General features: G+C 37.4%; 16 protein-coding genes and 1 pseudogene. 13 read left to right on the forward strand and 4 right to left on the reverse strand.

Going from position 1 to position 16979, the window contains the following annotated elements:
* Positions 1 to 48: 48 nt before the first annotated feature.
* From PZ638_RS20240 to PZ638_RS20255, 4 genes and pseudogenes are all read right to left on the reverse strand, one after another.
* Positions 49 to 630 carry a HutD/Ves family protein gene (locus tag PZ638_RS20240; RefSeq protein ID WP_275612177.1) on the reverse strand — a complete coding sequence of 194 codons (582 nt, stop codon included), beginning with the start codon at positions 628 to 630 and terminating at the stop codon, positions 49 to 51.
* A gap of 82 nt (positions 631 to 712) precedes the next feature.
* Positions 713 to 997, reverse strand: coding sequence for an addiction module antidote protein (locus PZ638_RS20245; protein ID WP_004265229.1), 285 nt, complete (start codon positions 995 to 997; stop codon positions 713 to 715).
* A pseudogene (locus PZ638_RS20250) lies at positions 994 to 1295 on the reverse strand (type II toxin-antitoxin system RelE/ParE family toxin). The gene PZ638_RS20245 and the pseudogene PZ638_RS20250 overlap by 4 nt, the downstream one beginning before the upstream one ends.
* A 256-nt stretch (positions 1296 to 1551) precedes the next feature.
* Positions 1552 to 2121, reverse strand: a complete 570-nt coding sequence (locus PZ638_RS20255) for a Spy/CpxP family protein refolding chaperone (RefSeq protein WP_144140843.1) — start codon at positions 2119 to 2121, stop codon at positions 1552 to 1554.
* A 150-nt stretch (positions 2122 to 2271) separates the two neighbouring features.
* On the opposite strand from PZ638_RS20255, the gene cpxR reads away from it, so the two are divergent.
* The 13 genes from cpxR to PZ638_RS20320 all read left to right on the forward strand — a co-directional run bounded on the left by cpxR (position 2272) and on the right by PZ638_RS20320 (position 16912).
* Positions 2272 to 2970, forward strand: a complete 699-nt coding sequence (cpxR, locus tag PZ638_RS20260) for an envelope stress response regulator transcription factor CpxR (protein ID WP_004265224.1) — start codon at positions 2272 to 2274, stop codon at positions 2968 to 2970.
* Complete coding sequence (cpxA, locus tag PZ638_RS20265; RefSeq protein ID WP_004265222.1) at positions 2967 to 4337, forward strand: envelope stress sensor histidine kinase CpxA; 1371 nt, start codon at positions 2967 to 2969, stop codon at positions 4335 to 4337. The genes cpxR and cpxA overlap by 4 nt, the downstream gene beginning before the upstream one ends.
* Positions 4338 to 4809: 472 nt before the next feature.
* Positions 4810 to 6246 (forward strand): capsule assembly Wzi family protein, encoded by a 1437-nt coding sequence (locus tag PZ638_RS20270; protein ID WP_206277990.1) that lies wholly within the window; start codon positions 4810 to 4812, stop codon positions 6244 to 6246.
* A gap of 648 nt (positions 6247 to 6894) precedes the next feature.
* Complete coding sequence (locus PZ638_RS20275) at positions 6895 to 8085, forward strand: UDP-N-acetylglucosamine 4,6-dehydratase (RefSeq protein ID WP_206277843.1); 1191 nt, start codon at positions 6895 to 6897, stop codon at positions 8083 to 8085.
* A 9-nt stretch (positions 8086 to 8094) separates the two neighbouring features.
* Positions 8095 to 9240: a LegC family aminotransferase gene (locus PZ638_RS20280; RefSeq protein WP_275612178.1), complete on the forward strand. Its 1146-nt coding sequence runs from the start codon at positions 8095 to 8097 to the stop codon at positions 9238 to 9240.
* 12 nt (positions 9241 to 9252) lie between these two features.
* Positions 9253 to 10419, forward strand: coding sequence for a UDP-N-acetylglucosamine 2-epimerase (neuC, locus tag PZ638_RS20285; protein WP_206277841.1), 1167 nt, complete (start codon positions 9253 to 9255; stop codon positions 10417 to 10419).
* 10 nt (positions 10420 to 10429) lie between these two features.
* A complete protein-coding gene (neuB, locus tag PZ638_RS20290) occupies positions 10430 to 11503 on the forward strand; it encodes an N-acetylneuraminate synthase (protein ID WP_206277840.1) in 1074 nt (357 codons plus the stop codon).
* The gene (locus tag PZ638_RS20295; RefSeq protein WP_206277839.1) at positions 11496 to 12143 is read left to right on the forward strand and encodes an acetyltransferase; all 648 of its coding nucleotides are present in this window, start codon (positions 11496 to 11498) and stop codon (positions 12141 to 12143) included. The genes neuB and PZ638_RS20295 overlap by 8 nt, the downstream gene beginning before the upstream one ends.
* A gap of 16 nt (positions 12144 to 12159) precedes the next feature.
* Positions 12160 to 13227, forward strand: coding sequence for a nucleotidyltransferase family protein (locus PZ638_RS20300; protein WP_206277838.1), 1068 nt, complete (start codon positions 12160 to 12162; stop codon positions 13225 to 13227).
* Entirely contained in the window at positions 13220 to 14203 is a 984-nt protein-coding gene (locus PZ638_RS20305) for a Gfo/Idh/MocA family protein (RefSeq protein WP_206277837.1), read from the forward strand. The genes PZ638_RS20300 and PZ638_RS20305 overlap by 8 nt, the downstream gene beginning before the upstream one ends.
* Before the next feature lie 24 nt (positions 14204 to 14227).
* Complete coding sequence (locus PZ638_RS20310) at positions 14228 to 14917, forward strand: acylneuraminate cytidylyltransferase family protein (protein ID WP_206277836.1); 690 nt, start codon at positions 14228 to 14230, stop codon at positions 14915 to 14917.
* The gene (locus tag PZ638_RS20315; protein ID WP_206277835.1) at positions 14917 to 15687 is read left to right on the forward strand and encodes an oxidoreductase; all 771 of its coding nucleotides are present in this window, start codon (positions 14917 to 14919) and stop codon (positions 15685 to 15687) included. The genes PZ638_RS20310 and PZ638_RS20315 overlap by 1 nt, the downstream gene beginning before the upstream one ends.
* Positions 15641 to 16912, forward strand: a complete 1272-nt coding sequence (locus PZ638_RS20320; protein ID WP_272674413.1) for a hypothetical protein — start codon at positions 15641 to 15643, stop codon at positions 16910 to 16912. The genes PZ638_RS20315 and PZ638_RS20320 overlap by 47 nt, the downstream gene beginning before the upstream one ends.
* Positions 16913 to 16979 lie beyond the last annotated feature (67 nt).

Here is a 16979-nt window from a genome sequence, read left to right on the forward strand (position 1 = left end):
ATAAGCTTCATACAAATAGTACTTAAATTTAGAGTGAAAAAATTCTAACTATTTAATAAATAACTCAATAATGCAAAAATCATTTTCTGTATTTTGCTCAATAGTAAATTGTAGATTCTCTCGATTTTCTTTGATTAGTAGAGTCTCGAATGGTTTTAAATAAAGGCAATCTGAATTAATAGTCACCCCCAAATTAGGGGTAATATTAAAAATTAAGATCTCACTTGCTCCACTGACCCAAGAGTTAATAAGCGCAGTATTCACCCATTGTAAGCGGGCTTGATATTTTTCAGGATTATAGATGACATTAAAATCACGAATTGCACCTTGGATAAGCTCCGCATAAACCTCACTTTCCCCATTAAAAGCAAAAAACTCTTTTTGCTTTAACGTCACCGCAGGGTTCTTATCCACATGTAAAATAAATCCTTCCCCTTCCAATACTCCAATAATACGTTGTCGATTTTGGAAAAACGAAAATGCTCCCGCCGCTTTAACATCTGCAATAGACACTCGCCAATCAAAATCATCTAAACCTTCACCATGACTGCGTGCCAATTCAAGTGTCGACCCTTGGCCATTTTTCCAAGGCATATTGCGATAATCTTGCGTCGTTAATATCTGAGTCATAAAGTGAACCCTACTTTGGTGGATACGTTATTTTTATAGTGAGCTTAGCTAATGGCTAGCCTAATCATAGATAAGCTATTTTTTAGATACTCTTAAACTGTAGCTTTAATCCGAGAGAATTAACGATTTTTATAATCGTCATAAATGTTGGATTTCCCTGTCCTGATAGCGCCTTATATAAACCTTCACGACTCATTCCAACTTCTTTAGCTAATTGGCTCATATTTCTTGCCTTCGCAATATCACCAAGTGCAGCGAGAACTAGACTAGGGTCACCTTCTTCTAGAATTTCGTTTAGATACATTTGTATTTCTTCTTCACTGTTTAAATACTCAGCGATATCAAATTCTTTTAATTTAGTATTCATAGTTCCCCCTCAACTTCACCAAAAAGAAGTTTAGCTTTATGGATATCCTTCTGCTGCGTTGCCTTTGTCCCACCACAAAGTAAAATTACAATAACATTGTTTTTCTGCTTTAGATAAACACGATACCCTTGTCCTTCATGTACCCTCAGTTCCGAAAAGCCATCACCAATGGGTTGAACATCACCATAATTTCCATTTTTAACCGCCTAATTCTCATTAGAATTTTAGTTTTAGCTCGAATATCTCTAAGATTTTTGATCCAACTATCAAAACATTCCGTTGTTAGAACCGTGATCATAAGACTGCTCCTTGTCTTTATGTTTTTATCTTAGCAATCTTCGTTTAGTTGTCAACTATAGTTAACAACCATGAATAAAGGACTAGTTTAGAAACAAAAAAAAAGCCCCTAACAGGGGCTATAAAAGACAGGGATGGTGTCTATGGCAAGGAAAAACTTCACTTACTGCTACTTCACTACTTACTATGGAACTCAATATATGAAACTAACTAACTTGCATTACTACAGGCATTACTACAGGTACTAACAACTAAATTTACTGAAACTGCATCGCTTGAAATTCCGCCATTTTGTGTTGGTGAATATTTTCAAGCTCAGTTTTCTGCTCTGGCGTTAACAACTGGTACAATTCATGGTGAATTCGAGCCATTTCAACACGTTGTTCCAGTTCTTTTTGCATTCGCTTTTCAAGCTCTTCACGAACCGCTTTGTCATCAAAGCTATCCGCTATAATTAATTTGTGCAGCGCTTCACGTTCTTTAACTAAAGCAGTGTTATCAACATGATAATGGCGCTGTGTTGCCATTAAATCACGTAATTGCTGGCGCTGTTTTTCATTTAACGTGATACCATTAAACATAAAGGTACTGGCACGTTCTTCACTGCTAAATAACTCATGATGTTGAAAGGGCACAACCGCATTGCCTGACGGCGTAGTTGGCTCAGACTGCATCTGTAACATCAAAGGTGTTGAACTTTCATTTGCAGCACTTTGTGGCTCTTCTGCAAAAGCAACCGCTGGCCCGAACACAAACGCAGAAGCTAAAACTAACATTGCGGTTTTATGTACTGTATTATGTACTTTGCTATGTGTTGTTCTCAGCATTTGACACCTTGTCTCCGAACTGTGCTCGTGATTCAATGTGAACAAATATACACCTGTGGCTGCAAACTAGCGTCAGAGCATGTAAAAGAACGTAAAGTCATGGAATCGTACAGATTGTTATCGTATTTTGGCAGTTGGAGGACTTAAAAAATGCATAAAATCCTATTAGTTGATGACGACCGTGAACTCACGTCGCTATTAAAAGAACTGCTGGAAATGGAAGGTTTCAATGTTGTCATCGCCTATGATGGTGAACAGGCATTACAGCAAATTGACTCATCCATTGACCTGTTACTACTTGATGTCATGATGCCGAAAAAAAATGGTATTGAGACATTAAAAGAACTGCGCCAAATCCATCAGACCCCCGTAATCATGTTAACGGCTCGCGGTAGTGAGCTAGATAAAGTTCTGGGCCTAGAATTAGGTGCAGACGACTATCTACCTAAACCGTTCAATGACCGTGAACTAGTCGCGCGTATTCGTGCTTTATTACGCCGTTCTAACTGGAGCGAGCAAACCCAAGGCGACAATAGCAATACCCCTGTTTTACAAGTTGATAAACTGCAACTTAACCCAGGCCGCCAAGAAGCCAGCTTTGATGATGAAATTTTGGACTTAACAGGTACCGAATTTACGTTGTTATATCTGCTCGCACAGCACCTAGGCCAAGTTGTTTCTCGTGAACACCTTAGCCAAGAAGTACTTGGGAAGCGCTTAACACCGTTTGACCGTGCTATTGATATGCATATTTCAAACTTACGCCGCAAACTTCCGGAACGCACTGATGGCCAGCCGTGGTTTAAAACCTTACGTGGCCGTGGATACTTAATGGTTTCTGCCACATGATCAACAGCTTAACCGCAAGGATCTTTGCGATCTTCTGGTTTACCCTCGCACTAGTATTAATGCTAGTGCTGATGGTGCCCAAGCTCGACTCTCGGCAAATCACCGTCCTTATGGAAAGTGAACAACGCCAAGGGGAGATGCTTGAGCAGCATATTGAAGCCGAACTCGCACAAGCTCCGATGAATGACCTACTTTGGTGGCGGCGTATTTCTAACGCCATCAAAAAATGGGCACCTCCCGGCCAACGGTTGATTATCGTCACCAGTGAAGGCCGTGTGATTGGTGCTATGCCAAGTGAAATGCAGGTGATACGTAACTTTATTGGCCAGTCCGATAACGCAGATCACCCGAAAAAGAAAAAATATGGACGAGCTGAAATCCTCGGGCCATTCTCCATTCGCGATGGGGAAGACCACTACCAGCTATATTTAGTTCGCCCAGCAAGCAGCCCGCAATCTGACTTTATTAACTTATTGTTTGATAGGCCTTTCTTATTACTGATTGCCACAATGCTGATCAGTGCTCCGTTATTATTATGGCTATCTTGGAGTCTTGCCCGCCCTGCCCGTAAGTTAAAAATGGCGGCCGACGATGTGGCGAAAGGAAATTTACGGCCACACCCAGAGCTAGAAGCCGGCCCACAAGAGTTCTTGTCTGCTGGGAATAGCTTTAACCAGATGATCAGCGCCCTTGATGGTATGGTTAGCGCACAGCAACGCTTAATCTCTGATATTTCTCATGAATTACGAACTCCATTGACACGTTTACAGTTAGCAACAGCCTTATTGCGCCGTCGCCATGGGGAAAGTAAAGAATTAGAACGCATCGAAACCGAGACCCATCGCCTAGATAGCATGATTAACGATTTGCTGGTGTTATCTCGTAGCCAGCACAAAAACGAGATCTTGCGTGAAAATATCAAAGCCGATGAACTTTGGGGCGATATCTTAGATGACGCTAGCTTTGAAGCCGAACAAATGAACAAAACCCTCGAGGTCACTTCTAACCCCGGACCTTGGCCGCTATATTGCAACCCTTCTGCTGTCGGGAGTGCTTTTGAAAATATTGTGCGTAACGCACTACGCTATTCGCACACGCATATTGCCGTTGATTTCAAAGAAGAAAATAACGGTATTTTAATCACTGTCGATGATGATGGCCCTGGTGTTAGCCCTGCTGACCGTGAGCACATTTTCCGTCCGTTCTACCGCACGGATGAAGCTCGGGACAGGGAGACGGGTGGGACTGGTTTAGGTCTTGCAATTGTTGAAACCGCGATAACACAACATAAAGGTTGGGTGAAGGCGGATGATAGCCCATTAGGTGGTTTAAGGTTACAAATCTGGCTACCTGAACACGGCCGGTAAATTAATTTTATTCATACAAATAAACCCCCCTTATTTTCATTCTCAATATGGGGGTTTATTTTTTCATTCAACTTATACCTATTAATAGGGAATAGTCCTATATTGCATCTAAAAACAACAACTCCCAAATACCTAACCAATATAAAACTCTATTTTGCTGTTTTTCACATGCAAAAAAAAGAATAATAGAAAAGAATTTTTGAAATTAGCAACGTACTAGCCTAGTAAAAAGCATATCGCTTTACATCTTAAGATGTTACTAATTCCTATACCTAACATATTAATCTGATATTCTGTTATTACTTAGTTAAAGTGTGATAGCTGAATTAATAGAAAGCACAGAAGCCCAACTCAATGCAAATTAAGATACTTATAATGTGGCGGATAATAATCATATTTTAACTCTATTTATAGGTTTTCATTTATTAACCTGTTCAGTATTAGGCGAACTCAACTTCAAATGGATTTATCAATGAAAAATTTCAAGCTCACTAAGCTAGCAATACTTGCTGTGCTCGGTACCATCAGTGCACAAAGCGTTGCAGGGGGATTAGTTCTACCAGATAACAACTTACGCAGTGACCTTGCTTGGCTTTCTGAACGTAACGTTATTCAAATTAGCTTATCCACTTGGCCACTGTCCCAAGAAGAAATCACGCGTTCTTTAAATAATGCAAATATTACTAATAGCGAACAAGAAGCCATTATTCAGCGCATTAAAAAGAACCTTGACCGTAAGAAAAACAGTGTTCAACTAGAAACTCACCTTGCATCTAGCCACAACTCAATGCCACAAGGGTTTGCTCAAAGTGAATATAGTGATATTCGCTATACCGTTTCAGGTAACTACAGCACTGACGATGTAGACTTAAACCTCACCGCGAATGGCGAACGTGCTTTACGTGTTGAAAATGGTTCTGATTACAACCTCAATGGTTCATATGGTGGTGTAAAAATTTGGAACCAGTGGGTAACTTTTGGTGAGATCCCACAATGGTGGGGCCCCGGCCACGACGGCAGCTTAATTCGAACTGATGCCGCACGCCCTATGACCGGTTTCTTAATTCAGCGTGCAGACCAAAGCCCATTTGAAACCCCATGGCTTTCTTGGATTGGTTCATGGCAATATCAGTTAACAGCTGCACAATTCAAACAGTATGATCCCAAAAATACTAAACTGATTGGCCTGCGCATGACCATGAACCCAACTGATTTCTTCGAACTCGGTGGTTCACGCGTGGTCATGTGGGGAGGCGATGGCCGCCCTAATAACTGGGATTCTTTCTGGAATGCGATGGGCGGTAGAGATAATACCGGTGACTATCACGATGACCCAGGTAACCAACTGGCCGGTTTAGATTTCAAACTAAAACTTTACCCATTAATCGACTTACCTGTCAGCTTATATGGCCAAATGGTGGGTGAAGACGAGGCTAACCTCTTCCCATCGAAAAACGCCTTTATGGGTGGTATCGAAGGCTACCACACCTTATGGGGCCAGCCACTAAATTGGTATATTGAAGGCGCGAACACCCACACAGAGTGGAATAAAGATAACGTCATGTATCGCCACTTTATCTATACTGAGGGCTACTATCAGCAAGGTGCATCACTAGGCCACGCAATGGGCGGTGACGGGCGCATGCTCACGACCAAAGTGGAATACACTCTCGATGATGACAACCGTGTCAGCACCCGCCTCATGTATGCGAAAGTGAATAAATCTAACTTTGATGGCAACAAGTTATTCCCTAAATCAGAAACCATCAAAGGTGTTGATTTCGGTTGGTGGCATAACTTTGACTATGACATCAGCACTGACGCGAAGGTTTGGGTATCTAAAACTGATTACGAAACACGCAATGACTTAGGTGCAGCCGTTACAGTAAACGTGCCGTTTAAGTGGTAATTGGCACACATTGAGTATATTTAATCGAAAACGGGTTATGTTTTGGCATAATCCGTTTTTTTATCCAAAAAAAATTGTCATCCTAGTCAAAAATATATTACACATATAATTTCTACCGATAGCCAAGTGAATTAATATAATCAATTAAGCATTTTATTAATCTATTACTACTCTAAATTAGGATAAATATGGAGATATAAGCATCTCGTTTTTATTAAACCCACACTAAAAGCAATGATATACAAGGAATAACTTAACTTAAATATATAATCACATACAAGGCGTAAGAATAGGATTATAACCTGATAATTTAAAATAATTTATTGTATTGCTACTCCCCTTAGGACTATTCCCTAACACTATCACGGTGATAGTCAGTAACTAGCTTTAATGGTATTATTAAGCGCTTTTTACTTGACCAAATAAATGCTGAGGCATACCCTTTGGCAGTCAAAAAACAATAAGCTATGCTTATCAATTGAACAAGTTAGCAAAAAATGCAATGTTTTCAATTAATAAGTATGCATTTACAAATTCAATGGTGCTCTGGGACCCGACAACCCAGTGCGGTAGCTATGGGTGTTATTAAATATTAATAATAGATTGAATAATCCATAGTTCAAATTTAATTAAATTGGTCTCTGAATTATGAATCAAATACTCCCTCTTATCGGTCGTTCTAATGCTTTATTTAGTCAAGACATTAAGGCTTATGAAAACGAACTTATTAAAATAGTTAGTCAATCACGTTTTTTAGTTCTAGGTGGGGCTGGTTCAATTGGTCAGGCAGTAACGAAAGAGATATTTAAACGTAACCCTAAAAAACTTCATGTTGTTGATATTAGTGAAAACAACATGGTTGAATTAGTGAGAGATATCCGCAGCTCATTTGGTTATATCAATGGGGATTTCCAAACTTTTGCTTTAGATATTAGCTCCATCGAATATGATGCGTTTATTAAAGCTGATGGGCAGTATGACTATGTTTTAAATTTATCAGCACTAAAACATGTTCGCAGTGAGAAAGATCCATTTACCCTAATGCGTATGATTGATGTCAATATTTTTAATACCGATAAAACAATACAACAATCAATTAATTCAGGTGTTAAAAAATATTTTTGTGTATCTACTGATAAGGCCGCTAACCCAGTCAATATGATGGGAGCTTCAAAGCGTATTATGGAAATGTTCTTAATGCGTCGCAGCGAAGAAATAGAAATATCAACAGCCCGCTTTGCGAATGTCGCCTTTTCTGACGGCTCTCTCCTTCATGGATTTGACCAAAGACTGAAGAAACGTCAGCCTATCGTTGCACCTAATGATATCAAGCGCTACTTCGTGACACCTCAAGAATCGGGGGAATTATGTTTAATGTCATGTATTTTTGGTGAAAACAGGGACATTTTCTTCCCTAAACTTAGTGAAGTCCTTCACCTTATTACCTTTGCTGATATTGCAGTTAAATACCTAAAACAACGTGGCTATGAACCGTATTTATGTAAAGATGAGGACGAAGCTAGAGAACTCGCTAAAACACTACCAGCTCAAGGGAAATGGCCTTGCCTCTTCACATCAAGCGATACGACTGGTGAAAAAGATTTCGAAGAGTTTTTCACAGATAAAGAAATACTCGACATGGCACGTTTTGAAAATCTCGGCATCATTAAAAATAAAGCGAATTATCAGCCAGAACTATTATCGTTATTTGAAACTGAAATCGCACAAATGAAATCGCAAAAAGCGTGGAATAAAGAACAAATTGTTGCGCTATTTTTTAAAATGATCCCCGATTTCGGCCACCAAGAAACCGGAAAATATCTCGATAGTAAAATGTAAGGCCAGTCAATGAAACCACAAGCACTGATAGAGTTTATTCGAGACACATACAAAACGAATGATTTCATTCCGCTACATGCCCCAACATTTACGGGTAATGAAAAAAATTATGTTGTAGAAACCATCGATAGTACTTTCGTCTCTAGTGTCGGAAAATTCGTCGACGAATTTGAACGAAAGATAGAAGCATTTACTGGTAGCACTCGTGCCGTTGCCACCGTTAATGGGACTGCGGCATTACATACCGCTCTTTATATGGCGGGCGTTCGAGCTAATGATTTAGTTATTACACAAGCATTAACCTTTGTTGCTACTTGTAATGCGCTCTATCATATGGGGGCTCAACCTATTTTTGTTGATGTTTCCCCTATCAGTTTAAGTCTATGTCCTAAAGCGGTAGAACAATACCTCGAAGAACATGCAGAACTCGCTGAGAACGGCTGCTTTCATAAACAAACAAAGCAAGCAATTAAAGCCGTCGTCCCAATGCATACATTTGGTCACCCCGCAGAATTAGACGAATTACTTTCCGTATGTCAAAAATGGCAGCTTGCTTTAGTTGAAGATGCAGCGGAAAGTTTAGGGTCTTTTTATAAAGGTAAGCACACTGGCACTATCGGTGAATTCTCTGCATTAAGCTTTAATGGTAATAAAATCATTACAACTGGCGGTGGCGGGATGGTTCTTTGCGCCACAGAAGAAGCTGGAAAACATACAAAACATGTCACAACAACAGCAAAAATTCCTCATCCATATGAATTTTTTCATGACGAGCCAGGATTTAATTACCGTTTACCCAATTTAAATGCCGCGTTAGGCTGTGCCCAAATGGAACATTTACCCTTATTTTTAGAGCAAAAACGCAGACTCGCAAATCAATACCAAAATTTCTTCGCTGGTAGCGATTATCAATTTGTTGTTGAGCCATCTTATGCGAAATCTAATTATTGGCTAAATGCCGTCATCTGTTCCGATGCAAAATCACGAGATGAGCTGTTGAAACAGACAAATGAAGCAGGTGTAATGACTCGCCCTATTTGGAAACTGATGCACCGTCTACCAATGTTCAAAGACGCTTTATGTGGAGACCTCTGTCAATCTGAGTTTATTGAAGCACATTTAATTAATTTGCCAAGTACACCCATTTTAGTTTAAGAAGAACTTTAAATGAAAAATATAGCAGTATTTACTGGTACTCGTGCTGAATATGGGCTCTTATTTTGGCTCTTAAAGGATATACAAGCCGATCCTGAATTAAATCTACAACTTATAGTTTCAGGAATGCATTTATCTCCTGAATTTGGAGAAACATACCAACAAATAGAGCAAGATGGATTTAATATTACTGAGAAAATAGAAATATTATTGTCTTCTAACTCACCTGTTGGAACTGCAAAAAGCATGGGTCTTGGTATACTTGGTTTTAGTGATGCATTTTCTAGAATAACACCAGATGTTCTCGTTATACTTGGAGACCGGTTTGAAGCATTAGCGGCTGCACAAACAGCAATGATTTTGCGAATTCCTGTGATTCACCTACATGGTGGGGAGATCACAGAAGGTGCATATGATGATGCGATTCGCCATGCTATTACCAAGCTTAGTTACTTACACGGAACTTCAACAGAAGAATACCGCCAACGGGTTATCCAGCTTGGCGAGAGCCCTGAGCGAGTAAAAAATATCGGTGCTATTGGTTTAGACCATCTTAAACGAGGTCAATTCTTAGAGCTTCATGAACTCAGTAAATCTTTAAATTTTAAATTAGAAAACCCCTATTTTTTAGTCACATACCATCCTGTAACATTAGCTAATGAGTCCCCTGAAAAAAGTTTTCAAGCAATTTTGGACGCACTAGATCAATACCCAGACTATCAAGTTATTTTAACCTATCCAAATGCTGATGATGGTGGCCGACGAATTATCCCTATGCTTGAAGCATACGCTACTGAAAATCCTGAACGCATTCTCTCTATACCATCCCTTGGGCAGCTCCGTTATCTAAGTGCGGTCAAGCATGCTGCTGCGGTTATTGGTAACTCCTCGAGTGGTATCATTGAAGTACCGTCATTTAATGTACCAACTGTCAACATAGGTGTTCGACAAAAAGGTCGTTTGGCTGCAGAAAGTGTTCTAAATTGCTCGGCTGACTCAAACTCCATATACGAAACAATTCAATTAGCACTTAGCAAATATAATGATCTTGATAATAAAAAGATCATCAATCCTTATGGTCAGGGTGATAGTAGCAGCCAAGTAATTGACATGATAAAAACATTGCATTTTGAACCTTGCAAAAGATTTTATGACTTACCTTTTGAACTGAAGCAATAGGGTACAACATATGACTATTATTATCGCAGAAGCGGGTGTTAATCATAATGGTAGTGAAAAACTAGCATTTGAGCTTGTTGATGCAGCTTTCAATGCTGGTGCAGACATCGTTAAATTTCAGACCTTTAAAGCTAAGAATTTAGTTACAGAACATGCCGAACAAGCTACATATCAAGTTAAAAATACACAAAAACAAGAATCGCAGCTTGCAATGCTAAGTCGGTTAGAACTGTCCTATGATGCTCATCACCAGCTCATTAAATATTGCAATAAATTAGGCATTGAATTTTTATCCACTGCATTTGATGATGAGAGTCTTGATTTTTTAGTGACTGATCTCGGCTTAAGTCGCTTAAAAATTCCTTCAGGAGAATTAACGAATGCACCATTAGTGCTCAAGCATGCACGCAGTGGTTGTGATTTAATCGTATCCACAGGAATGGCAACATTAGCTGAAATAGAGATGGCATTAGGTGTAATCGCTTTTGGTTACACCAAAGATAAAAGTGCGATGCCTTCAATATCCGCCTTCCAAGAGGCATATGCATCCAAAGCAGGACAAGAAGCATTAAAAACTAAAGTTACCTTATTGCACTGTACCACTGAATATCCAGCACCAATGGAAGAAATTAATCTATGTGCGATGGATACGTTAGGTCTTGCATTTGCTCTACCAATGGGATATTCAGATCACAGTGAAGGAATTACGATTCCAATTGCCGCTACTGCTCGCGGAGCCGTATTAATTGAAAAGCACTTTACTCTTGATAAAAATATGGAAGGTCCTGATCATAAAGCATCTCTAGAACCGCAAGAGTTAACCGAAATGGTGAGAGCAATACGGCAAGTCGAACTGGCTTTAGGCTCTAGAATAAAAACACCGACTATATCTGAAATAAAGAATAAATCTGTTGCTCGCAAAAGTTTAGTTGCAGCTAAACCTATTAAAGCTGGTGAGACATTTAGTTCTGAAAACCTAACAATTAAACGACCTGGAAATGGAATATCACCATATAGATACTGGGAGCTCCTAGGAAATACCGCTCATAATGAATATAAGCCTGGAGATTTAATTCTTGAGTAATAAAAAGCCGGTGGTCATTATTGGCGGGGGTGGCCATGCAAGTGTATTAGCAGATATATTACGCTATCAAGATAGGAAAATCCTTTCCGTTATTTGCCCTGATGATATACGAGTAAGAGCTATTTTTAAAAACCTTCCACACTTAATACAAGATCATGAAATTAAAAAATTTCATCCTGATGAGGTCTTATTAATTAATGGAATAGGTATACTTCCAAACTCAAATTTACGAACTAAAGTGAATTCATACTTTACATCATTGGGCTATCAATTTGATAGCGTCATCGCTGATAGTGCTATTGTCTCCAATTATGCAACTCTTCATTCTGGTGTACAAATTTTACCGAGAGCAATAATTCAAGCTGGCACTATCATTAAAGACAATACTATTATTAATACTGGAGCAATTGTTGAACATGATTGCATAATTGGGCGCAATAACCATATTGCCCCCGCTTCCACGATTTGTGGCGAAGTTACAACGTTTGATGATGTATTTATCGGTACTAATGCCACCATAATTCAAGGTATTAGCATCGCTCAAGGTTCAATCATTGGAGCTGGCGCAATAGTTACACAGGATATTTTATTCTCAAGCATTTGTTACCCAAGCCCAATTACCGTCAAAACAAATAAATAGGTTTAAAAGGGATTCTATGAGTTATAATTGGAAAAATGTTCTTATTAATACAGAAAATACTATTCGTGAAGCATTAGAAATTATAAATAATGAAGCTTTACGTGTTGCTCTTGTTATTAATGAGGAACAACATTTAGCCGGTATTGTTACTGATGGGGATATCCGCAGAGGGTTACTAAATAATCTACAGCTAAGCGATCCGATATCCTCAATTATGAATCAATCACCTACTACTGCTAAGGTAGGAACTTCACGTCAAAAACTTGTTGAATTGATGGAATCAAAAAGTATTTTATCAATACCAATAATTGACGATGATAATAGAATAATTGGATTAGAAACGCTGGGTAACTCCCTTAATCAAAAAACATACCAAAACCCTGTATTTATTATGGCTGGTGGATTCGGCACTCGTTTACGCCCACTAACCGATAACTGCCCAAAGCCTATGTTAAAGATTGGGAATAAACCAATTCTTGAAACAGTTATTCGTAGCTTTATCTCTGCAGGGTTCGTTAATTTTTATATATCGACTCATTATATGCCAGAGCAGATCCAAGAACACTTTGGCAATGGTAATGAATTAGGTGTTAAAATCTCATATGTCCATGAAGAGTTACCTCTAGGTACTGGAGGAGCACTTGGTTTACTCCCTAAAGACTTACCTAAAGACCTTCCTCTCATCATGATGAATGGTGACGTCCTTACTAATGTAGATTTTCAGCGTTTACTTGACTTCCATATTTTACATGATGCTGATGCTACTATGTGTGTACGTGAATATGACTATCAAATCCCATATGGTGTCATCAATGGTGAAGGAAATAAAATTACTAGTATGGTTGAAAAACCGATACAGCGTTTTTTTGTTAACGCTGGTATCTATGTAGTTTCTCCTCGAGTAATAAATTCCGTACCTAAAAACCACCGTATAGATATGCCAACTTTACTTGAACAGCATATGAATGAACGAAATAATATTTTAATGTTTCCTATCTATGAGTACTGGTTAGATATTGGCAGAATGGATGACTTTAATAGAGCGCAAATTGATATCAAAACCATAGGGCTCAACTATGAATAATGTTGCTGTAATCGGTTTAGGTAATATTGCAAGTAGACATCGACGTAATTTAAGAGTTTTATTTCCTGATGCAAAGATATATGCCGTGTCGGCTAGTGGCCGTGTACCGACTGAAAATATAAGTGATTGTGACAAGCTGTTTGCTTCCATTGATGAATTAATTCTAGAAAACGTTCAATTGGCCATTATAGCTTCACCGGCTCCTTTTCATACACATCATGCAATTCCATTTATTAAAGCCTATATTCCAGTATTAATTGAAAAACCTGTTACATCTACATTAGAAGAAGCAAAAGAACTTCAACAAATAGCTGAAAAATACTCTACTCCTATAGCAGTAGGGTATTGCTTACGTTACTTATCATCAGCACAAGCTATGAAAGAATTAATAGAGGCGCAGCAAATCGGTACATTATCTTACGTAAACATTGAAATCGGGCAATACCTACCAGATTGGCGACCAAATAAAGATTACCGTAATTGTGTGTCTGCAAATTCAAAACTTGGTGGCGGTGCATTGTTAGAACTTAGCCACGAAATTGATTACGTCCAATGGCTATTAGGACCGTTGCACCTACAACATGCTATTTTGCAGTGCTCTGAACAATTAAGTTTAGAGGTTGAAGATAACGTAAATATTCTTGCAACAACTAGTAATAATACCATCGTTAATATTCATTTAGATTTTTTACAACGCAAAGCATATAGGTATTGTCGATTCGTTGGAACTAGCGGTTCATTAGAATGGGACTTAATCAAAAATGAAATTATTTTCACAACGAAAAACCAAGTTACCACTTTATATAGTGATCCCGAATGGGATAAAAATAACATGTACTTAGAAATGCTTCTAGATTTTATTGAAAAGATAAACGGGAAAAAAAATCAATCCATAACATTATCTGAATCAATAGAAACAATTGAGTTTATTGAAAACATAAAAAAAACTTATCCACCCATTATTACATCAAAGTGATGTTGAAATATAGGTTCACTTACAATGAAAAATTTCGCCTTTATTTTTGCACGTGGTGGTTCCAAAGGGTTACCCCATAAAAATATTAAGTTATTAGCAGGTAAACCATTATTACAGTATTCAATTGATATCGCGAAAAATGCTCCATCTATTGATAAAGTTTTTGTATCAACCGACGATGAAGATATTGCTAAAATTGCTAAATTAAATGGAGCAACTGTTATTCTTCGCCCCAAAGAGCTAGCAAGCGATACCAGTCCCGAATGGCTTTCATGGCGACATGCGATTGACTGGGTAGAAAAATATTATGGTCGATTTGATGGGTTTATCAGTTTGCCAGCAACAAGCCCATTACGCAGTATTCAGGATGTTGAGGATGCCATAGCGAAAAGAGAGAGTGAACAAGCAGATATTTGTATTTCTGTCACCCCTTCGAGTCGCAGTCCCTATTTTAATATGGTAAAAAAAACAGCAAATGGGTTTGTAGAGATCGTTAACCCACCTAATGCTGAAGTAGCCCGCCGACAAGATGCCCCTGCAGTGTTCGATATAACAACTGTTGTTTACGCAACAACCCCGCTATTTGTTCAAAATAATTATGGACTTTTTTCAGGGCAAGTAACCAGTATAGAAATACCGAAGGATCGTGCCGTTGATATAGACGATATTTACGATTTTCGTTTAGCTGAAGCTATTATTATGGAGTGCAAATAATGGAAAATTTATTAAAAGATAAAAATATTTTAGTTATTGGCGCAGGTGGTTTATTGGGCTCTACATTAGTAACTGAATTACTGAATCAAAAAGCAAGAGTTATTGCTGCAGATATAAATCTAGAAGTGATGAGTAATCGACTAAAGTCAATGAACGTTAATACACAAAATCCGAATATTCGCCTTTTACAATGTAACATTGTAGATAAAGAATCAGTGAAAAACATGTTAGATAACACACTTGAAATAGATGGTGCCGTTAATACAACTTACCCTAGAAACAATAAATATGGCAGCCACTTTTTCGATGTATCCTTAGAAAGCTTTAACGAAAATCTATCATTACATTTAGGCAGTTCATTTTTATTTACGCAACAATGTGCAGCTTATTTTTTGAGAAATAAAAAACCCTTTTCGCTAGTCAACATATCATCAATATATGGCGTAATCGCGCCTAAATTTAAAATATATGAAAATACTAGTATGACTATGCCTGTTGAATATGCAGCGATTAAATCAGCCCTACTTCATTTAAATAAATACGTTGTTTCTTATATAAATGATAGTAAGTTCAGAATTAACTGCGTGAGTCCTGGTGGAATATTTGATTCTCAGCCAGAAGAATTTCTAAATGCTTATAAAGCCAATACTCATGGTGAAGGCATGCTTAATGTGAAAGAGATCATTGGTTCCATTATGTTTTTACTTTCAGAACAATCACAATATGTTACCGGTCAAAATATTATCGTTGATGATGGCTTTTCACTTTAACCCTAATACCCTCTTAGCTATTGCTCTTAGAGGAAGCAGCTTACTTAGTAAGTTTGCCTTATTATTTATTTTATCCGCACAAGATGACCCCAAAATATTAGTATCGTATACGGTTATGTTCTCCATTATTGTATACTCACTGTATATAATAAATTTTGATTTGTATACATACACTACTCGTATTTTATCTCATGCAGAGAAAGAAAATAGAGGCCCTATTGTATTACAACATATCAACTCTACACTAATATTGTGTGTAATAACAATACCTTTATTATATGCCTTTTTTTTATTTAATTACATTGATAAAAATGACCTTTTTTATTTCTATATTATTTTAATACTAGAATTTTCCTCTACTGAGATTTATCGTTACTTAGTTGCATGTAAAGAACAGAACAAAGCTAATTTATATATATTCTTAAAATCTTCTTTATGGGTTTTTATATTCATTATAATCGTTTTAATAAAACGAGATGTAAATATTATTGAACTCTATGATACCTGGCTTTATGGGCAGTTAGTTGTTCTTATATTATCTTTTTTCTTTATAAAAAACACAGTAACGTTTAAAAAAACATATAAATATTCTATTAGCCAGCTTCTCACATCTATCAAAGTATCAATTCCAATATTAATAGGAACACTAGCAATAAGGGGGATATTTACATTTGATAGGATCTATATCTCAAACGATGTTGATATTATTTTTTCATCTGCATATATGTTTTTTTCCACGTTATCAGGTGCTACTTTGACATTTGTAGATGCAATACTACTTATTGTAATAATTCCTAAGCTAGTTTCTTTAAGTAATAACACAAATCAACACTGCAAAGAATTTAGAGTTTTCATATTACGCTTAATATTTGTTTCAGGAATAATATCCATTCTTGTAATGTTAATATCATTAATTATTTCATTCTTTCCCTCTTACGATAGATATAGCGAATATAGATATTTAATTTTATATTGTTCAACTTCAATGTTTATATTCATTCTTTCTCAGGGGTTTTCTATTTATTTTTACTCGCGTTCGAATGATGGTGTTAACATTAAAATAAATATATTATCATTTTTATTATTTATAATATTAGCAAATATCTTCCCTAGTAAAAATATCCCTGCTTTAGTTTTCCTTACCATGCTTACTATTTTAGCATCAAAAGCATATGTTTATTATATTTATAATCGGCATGAGAGTCTTCATGATAAACTACAATAATATTAAAGTTTTCTATTTCGCTCTAGCTATCTTCCTTTCTATCGAATCGTTATCAATACTGATGCCT

Origin of the sequence: Providencia hangzhouensis, from assembly GCF_029193595.2 — a bacterium.
Lineage (GTDB): Bacteria > Pseudomonadota > Gammaproteobacteria > Enterobacterales > Enterobacteriaceae > Providencia > Providencia hangzhouensis.